This window comes from Geodermatophilus sp. CPCC 205761 (assembly GCF_051383655.1).
GTDB lineage: Bacteria > Actinomycetota > Actinomycetes > Mycobacteriales > Geodermatophilaceae > Geodermatophilus.
Map to the genome: position 1 here is coordinate 71,187 of NZ_JALPKQ010000026.1, position 6,550 is coordinate 77,736.

Annotated in this window: 7 protein-coding genes; 6 read left to right on the forward strand and 1 reads right to left on the reverse strand. The window is 78.2% G+C overall.

Annotated elements, in window-relative coordinates:
* Positions 1–30: 30 nt before the first annotated feature.
* Together MY526_RS16525 and MY526_RS16530 are read left to right on the forward strand one after the other, a co-directional pair.
* Complete coding sequence (locus tag MY526_RS16525) at positions 31–624, forward strand: TetR/AcrR family transcriptional regulator (protein ID WP_436694174.1); 594 nt, start codon at positions 31–33, stop codon at positions 622–624.
* Between the two features lie 93 nt (positions 625–717).
* Positions 718–1,413, forward strand: coding sequence for an IclR family transcriptional regulator (locus MY526_RS16530; RefSeq protein WP_436694173.1), 696 nt, complete (start codon positions 718–720; stop codon positions 1,411–1,413).
* A gap of 6 nt (positions 1,414–1,419) precedes the next feature.
* Here the strand turns inward: MY526_RS16530 and MY526_RS16535 are convergent, their stop codons facing one another.
* Complete coding sequence (locus MY526_RS16535; protein ID WP_436704530.1) at positions 1,420–1,896, reverse strand: MaoC family dehydratase; 477 nt, start codon at positions 1,894–1,896, stop codon at positions 1,420–1,422.
* Between the two features lie 179 nt (positions 1,897–2,075).
* Here MY526_RS16535 and MY526_RS16540 point away from each other — a divergent pair, with 179 nt between their 5' ends.
* From MY526_RS16540 to MY526_RS16555, 4 genes are all read left to right on the forward strand, one after another.
* Positions 2,076–2,648, forward strand: a complete 573-nt coding sequence (locus MY526_RS16540) for an OsmC family protein (RefSeq protein ID WP_436704532.1) — start codon at positions 2,076–2,078, stop codon at positions 2,646–2,648.
* An 80-nt stretch (positions 2,649–2,728) separates the two neighbouring features.
* A complete protein-coding gene (locus MY526_RS16545; protein ID WP_436694169.1) occupies positions 2,729–3,994 on the forward strand; it encodes a flavin-containing monooxygenase in 1,266 nt (421 codons plus the stop codon).
* Positions 3,991–5,148, forward strand: coding sequence for an NAD(P)/FAD-dependent oxidoreductase (locus MY526_RS16550; protein ID WP_436704534.1), 1,158 nt, complete (start codon positions 3,991–3,993; stop codon positions 5,146–5,148). The genes MY526_RS16545 and MY526_RS16550 overlap by 4 nt, the downstream gene beginning before the upstream one ends.
* Before the next feature lie 29 nt (positions 5,149–5,177).
* Positions 5,178–6,550 (forward strand): BREX system ATP-binding domain-containing protein (locus MY526_RS16555; RefSeq protein ID WP_436704536.1); only part of this gene is annotated, 1,373 nt, incomplete at its 3' end.

Here is a 6,550-nt window from a genome sequence, read left to right on the forward strand (position 1 = left end):
ACGGTCGGACGACGAGGGGACGGGAGCCCGGTGCCGAGACTGGTGGACCGCGACGCGAAGCGCCGCGAGATCCTCGAGGTGACCTGGCGGCTGATGGCCACCCAGGGGGCCGACGCCGCCACGATGCGCGAGATCGCGCGCGAGGCGGGCTACGCCAACGGCGCGCTCGCCTACTACTTCGCGAACAAGGAAGCGCTGATCGAGGCGGCCTTCGTCTACGTCTTCGACCGCACGAACGAGCGGATCCGGGCCGCGGTCGAGGGCAGGCGCGGCCTGACGGCGCTGCGCGCCTTCCTCGTCGAGGTGCTGCCCACCACGGAGCTCACCGTCCTCGAGGCGCGCATCGTCCTGCCGTTCTGGAGCCGCACGGTGACCGACGAGCGGCTGGGGGAGATCAGCGACGCCGCCATGACCACCTGGCGCCGGGACCTCTGCGCCCTCCTCGCCGAGGGACGGGCCGACGGCGAGGTCACCGTGGCCACGCCCGACGGCGTCCTCGCCGAGCAGCTGCTCGCCATGGCCATGGGCCTGCAGGTCCTGGCCACCCTGCCCAGCAACCCGACGCCCCCGGAGACCCAGCTCGGCCTGCTCGACACCTTCCTGGCCGGCCTGCGCGCCGGCTGACCCCGGGGCGCCGATCCGGGTCCCCGCCCTCGCGGGGGCCGGTCACCTGCGCCCGTAGGCTGGTTCCGGCACGGAGGACCCGGGAGGACGGCGATGGCGGCAGAGGACGGCGCGGCGAGCGCGCCGCAGTCGCAGACCCTCGACCGCGGCCTCCGGATCCTCGAGCACCTCGCCGCCGTGGGCACCCCGCAGCCGGTCATGGAGATCGCGCAGGGCGTGGGGCTGCACCGCTCGATCACCTATCGGCTGCTGCGCACCCTCGAGGACCACCAGCTCGTCGAGCGGGACCGCGCCGGCCACTTCTGGCTCGGGCTGGGCCTGGCCGCGCTGGCCCGCGGGGTCCGTTCCGGCCTGCAGGCCGCCGCCCTCCCCCGCCTCGACGACCTCGTCGCCGAGCTCGGCATGACCGCGTTCCTCGTCGTCCGGGCCGGCGACGACGCGGTGACCGTCACGACGGTCGAGCCGCACGACACCACCGCGCACGTCGTCTACCGCCCCGGCACCCGCCACCCGGTCGGCCGCGGCGCCCCAGGCCTGGCGCTGCTCATGCCCGAACCGCCCGCTCCCGACGACCGGCCGGAGCTCGACGAGGCCCGGCGCACCGGCTGGGCGAGCTCTCAGGGCGAGGTCATCCCCGGCCTGCGGTCGATCGCCGCGCCCGTCCCCGGACCCGACGGCGGGGCGCGGGCCGCGGTCGCCGTGGTCTACGTCGACGACACCGTGGACGTCGGGCGCGTGGGCCGGGCCGTGGCCGCCGCCGCGGCGAAGGTGGCCGCCGCCCTGCGCTGACCGCGCCTACCGGGTCGCGCGGGCCACCTCCGGGTCGCGCCAGACGACCGCCGTGCCCTCCAGCACGACGACGCCGTCCTGGTTGGTGATCGTCGTGGCCAGGTGGGTGACCGGCTTGTCGGTGCGGACGCCGGTCACCTCGGCCCGGGCGGTGAGGAGGTCCCCGGGGCGTGCCGGGGCGCGGAAGCTCCAGGCGACGGAGAGGAAGACGCTGCCGGGGCCGGGCAGGTCCTCGGCGACCAGCGCGTTGAGCAGGCCGCTGGTCACCCCGCCCTGGACGACGACGCCGCCGAACCGCGAGCGCGCGGCCAGGGCCGGGTCGGTGTGCAGGGGGTTGGCGTCCCCGGTCAGCTCGGTGAACAGGCCGATGTCCTCGGCCCGCACCCGGCGGCTGCGGCTCGCGCTGTCGCCGACCCGCGGCCCGGGCTCCCGCGCGCGGGCCTCGTCGTCGGTGTGCGCCCCCACCGGGAGCACGCTGCTCATCTCGACCTCCTCCACCCGGCGGATCGACGCCGGACCGGGTTGCCGCCGACGGTGCACGCGGGGGCTTCCCCGGACCTTCCGCGCACCGCCGAGGGCCCCGCCGTCGCGGAAGGCCGGGGGAAGGTCGCGGCCCTAGCGTCCCGCAGCGTCAGGAACGACCCTCCCGAGGAGACCCCGTCATGACGCAGACCCCGACCCGCCCGGCCCGCAACGGCGTGGACGTCCCGACGCTGTTCGCCACGCTGGACGCCGTGCGCGGCACCCCCTCGCTCGCCGACTTCCGCTTCCGGGCGAGCAACACCTGGATCAGCGGCACGCACAGCCGCACCGAGATCCAGGGCTTCTACGGCGCCGGCCAGGAGGACACCAGCCGCACCGAGCCGTTCGTCTCCGACGCCGACCACCCGGCGGTCCTCGTCGGCACCGGCCAGGGCCCCACCCCGGTGGAGACCCTGCTGCACGCCATCGCCGCCTGCCTCACCGCCGGCCTGGCCAACATCGCCGCCGCCCGCGGCGTGACGCTCACCCGGGTGCGGTCAACCGTCGAGGGCGACGTCGACCTGCTCGGCATCCTCGGACTCTCCGACGACGTCCGGAACGGCTACCGGCAGATCCGGGTGTCCTTCGAGATCGAGGGCGACGCCGCGCCGGAGCAGCTGGCGGCCCTGGTCGAGCAGTCCCGCCGCCGGTCGGCCGTCTACGACGTGCTGTCCCATGGCACCGACGTCGTCATCGACGTCACCACCCCCTGAGCGGCCGCGCCGCCTCCCCCCGCCGGCCGGTCCGCCCTCCCCGGGCGGCCCGGCGCGGCCCGGCACCCCCGGAGCTCGCCATGACCCCCGTCCCCGTCGCCGTCGTCGGTGCCGGACAGGCCGGCCTCGCGGTCAGCCGGCTGCTCACCGAGGCCGACGTCGACCACGTCGTCCTCGAGCGCGGCCGCGCGGCCGAGCACTGGCGCTCCGCCCGCTGGCGGTCGCTGCGCCTGCTGACCCCCAACTGGATGAGCCGGCTGCCCGGCTGGCGGTACGCCGGCCCCGACCCCGCCGGCTACATGTCCGCCCGCGAGGTCGCGGACTACCTCTCCGCCTACGCCGTCGCCTCCCGGGCCCCGGTGGTCGAGGGCGCCGCCGTCGAGTCCCTGCGGCCCGCCCCGGCCGGCTACCGGATCGCCACGGCCGCCGGGCACTGGACCACCCGGGCCGTCGTCGTCGCGACCGGCTGGTCGGACCTGCCGTCGGTCCCGGCCGCCGCGGCCCGGCTCGACCGCTCGCTGGTGCAGCTGACCGCCGCGTCCTACCGCGACCCGGCCGGGCTGCCCGACGCCGGTGTGCTGGTGGTCGGCGCGTCGGCGTCCGGGGTGCAGCTGGCCGACGAGATCGCCGCGACCGGCCGCCCGGTCACGCTCGCCGTCGGCCGGCACGCCCGCGTCCCCCGGCGCTACCGCGGGATGGAGATCCTGTGGTGGCTGGACGCGATGGGGCTGCTCGACCGCCGGGTCCGCCCGCACGTCGCCCCCGCCGACACGCCGCCGGACCCCTCGCTGCAGCTGGTCGGCCGGCCCGACGACCGCGCGGTCGACCTGCCCGCCCTGCAGGCCCGCGGGATCACCCTGACCGGGCGGCTGCTGGCCGCCGACGGCACCCGGCTCCGGTTCGCCGACGACCTGCCCCTGACCACCCGGGCGGCCGACGACCACATGGCCGGCCTGCTGCACCGCATCGACAGCTACGCCGCCGCCGTCGGCCTGGCCGACGAGGTCCTCCCCGCCCCGCCCGCCCTGCCCGGCATCCGGACTGCCCAGCCGCCCGTCGAGCTGGACCTGGCCGCGGCCGGGATCGGCGCGGTGGTCTGGGCCACCGGCTACCGGCGGTCGTATCCGTGGCTGCACGTGCCCGTGCTCGACGCGGCCGGCGAGATCCGGCACGTCGCCGGGACGACGGCCGCGCGCGGGCTGCACGTGGTCGGCATGCGGATGCAGACCCGCCGTAACTCGACCTTCCTCGACGGCGTCCGCCACGACGCCGCGGCCGTCGTCGGCCGGCTGCTGGCCGACCTCGGGGCCGGCGTGCCCCGCGAGGCGCTGCGGAGCGCGGCGTGAACCCCCGGTGGGACGTCGTGGTGGTGGGCGCCCGCGCCGCCGGCGCCTCCACGGCGATGCTGCTGGCCCGCGCCGGCCTGCGGGTGCTCTGCGTGGACCGCGCCCGGTACGGCAGCGACACGGTGTCGACGCACGCGCTCATGCGCGCCGGGGTCCTGCAGCTGTCGCGCTGGGGTCTGCTCGACGCGATCCGCGAGGCCGGCACCCCGCCGGTCCGGCGCACCGTCTTCCACTACGGCGACGAGACGGTGGCGGTGACGGTCCGGCCGACCCCCGAGGTCGACGCCCTCTACGCGCCGCGCCGCACCGTGCTCGACCCCGTCCTGGCCGACGCCGCGGTGCGGGCCGGCGCCACCGTCCGGTACGGCACGCCGGTGACCGGGCTGCTGCGGGGGCACGACGGGCGGGTCACCGGCGTCCTCACCCGGGACCGCGACGGCCGGCCGCGCGAGGAGACCGCGGCGCTGGTCGTCGGTGCCGACGGCCGCTCCTCCCTCGTCGCCGACGCGGTCGGCGCCCCGGTCCGCTACGCGGGCTCGGCCGCGGCCGAGATCGTCTACGGCTACTGGGCCGAGCTCCCGGTCGACGGGTACGACTGGCTCTACCGGCCCGGCGTCAGCGCCGGGGCGATCCCCACGAACGACGGGCTCACCTGCGTCTTCGCCGGCGGGCGGCCCGGCGTGGTGGCCGGCCTGGTGCGGGCGCACGGGCCCGAGGGGGCGCTGTGCGCGCTGACCGCGCCCGGCCCGCTCGGCCCCGGGCTCGCCGCGGCCCGGCGGGTGGGCGGCGTCCGGCACGTGCGCGGCGTCCCCGGCCGGCTGCGGCACCCGTTCGGGCCGGGCTGGGCGCTGGTCGGCGACGCCGGCTGCTGGAAGGACCCGCTGTCCACCCACGGCATCACCGCCGGCCTGCGCGACGCCGAGCTGCTCGCCCGCGCCGTCCTCGCCGCGCCGCGGCCCGGCCGCGCCCAGCTGGCCGCGCTGGCCGGGTACGCCGCGTCCCGCGACGCGCTCTCGCTGCCGATGCTGCGGGTGGTCGAGCAGATCGCCGCGCACGACTGGGACCTGCCCCGCATCCGCGCGCTGCTCATGGAGCTGTCATCGGCGATGGTCGACGAGATCGAGCTCCTGACGGCCCTGCCTCCGGCCGCCTGACCGGTCTAGGGTCCCCCGGGGGTGGTGGGATGGACGCCCACGAGCTGCGGATCGACCTGCTCGGCGGCTTCCGGGTCGTGGTGGACGGCATCCCCGTGCCCGACGACCGGTGGCGGCGCCGCTCGGCCGCCGCCCTGGTCGCGCTGCTCGCGCTCGCCCCCGGCCACCGGCTGGTGCGCGACCGGGTCCTCACCGCGCTGTGGCCGGACCTGACCGCGGCGGACGCCGCGCCCCGGCTGCACAAGGCCGCCCACTACGCCCGCCGCTGGACGGGGACCCCGTCCGCGCTGGTGCTCGCCGGGGACGCCGTCGCGCTGTTCCCCGACGCCCGGGTGACGGTCGACGCGCTGCGGTTCGAGGAACACGGCCGGGCGGCGCTGGCCGCGCACGATCCCGCGGCGGCCGCCGCGGCCGCCGACGGCTACGCCGGCGACCTGCTGCCCGACGACCTCTACGCCGCCTGGACCGAGGAGCCGCGCGAGCGCCTGCGCCTGCTGCACCTGGACCTGCTGCGCCTGGCCGGGCGGTGGGCCGACGTCCTCGCCGTCGACCCCGCCGACGAGCAGGCACACGTGGCCGTGGCCCGGCAGCTGGCCGAGGGCGGCGACCGGGCTGCCGCCCTGCGCCAGTTCGAGCGCCTGGAACGGGCGCTGCGCCAGGAGCTCGGCGTGGGGCTCGGCCGGGAGGCGGCCCGGTTCCGCGCTGAGCTGCTCGCCTCCGGGACGGCCGCCGCGCCCCGGGAGGGCGGGGACGCGGTGGTGGGCCGGGAGGACGAGCTGACGTGGATCCGCTCCGCCCTGGACGCGGTGCGGCGGGGCACCGGCCGGGTGCTGTTCGTCAGCGGGCCCGCCGGCGTCGGCAAGACCACCGTCCTGGCCGCCCTGGAGCGGGATGCGGCCCGCGCCGGCATGCGGGTGGGCACCGGGCTGGCCGCGCGGATCGACGGGGCGTGGCCGTACGCCCCGGTGCTGGAGGCGCTGGCCGACCTGTGCCGCCGGCACCCCGCCCTGCTCGACGGTCTCGACGACGCCCTGCGGGCGGAGATCGAGCGCGCGCTCACCGGCGGCGGGGGCAGCTGGGACGGCCGGGTCGGGCACCAGCGGCTGTTCGTCGCGGTGGCCGAGCTGCTCCGGCTGGCGGCCGCCGGCACCGGCGCGGTGCTGGTCGTGGACGACGCGCACGAGGCCGACGAGGGCTCCCTGCGGCTGCTGCACTTCCTCTCCCGCGCCACGCTCGGCGACCGGGTCGCCGTGGTCCTCGCCCACCGCCCCGTCCCCGGCGGCGCGCTGGCCGACGTGCGCAGCAACCTGGCCGGCCGGGGCGCCGCGGCGACCCTCGACCTGCGCCCCCTGCGACCGGCCGACGCGCTCGCCCTGGCCCGCCGGCACGCCCCGGCCGCGCC

Excerpts from the sequence above, each read along its gene's own strand:
- MY526_RS16540 (WP_436704532.1), top strand. The coding sequence starts at position 2,076 with ATGACGCAGACCCCGACCCGCCCGGCCCGCAACGGCGTGGACGTCCCG.
- MY526_RS16530 (WP_436694173.1), top strand. The coding sequence starts at position 718 with ATGGCGGCAGAGGACGGCGCGGCGAGCGCGCCGCAGTCGCAGACCCTC.
- MY526_RS16535 (WP_436704530.1), bottom strand. The coding sequence starts at position 1,896 with ATGAGCAGCGTGCTCCCGGTGGGGGCGCACACCGACGACGAGGCCCGC.
- MY526_RS16545 (WP_436694169.1), top strand. The coding sequence starts at position 2,729 with ATGACCCCCGTCCCCGTCGCCGTCGTCGGTGCCGGACAGGCCGGCCTC.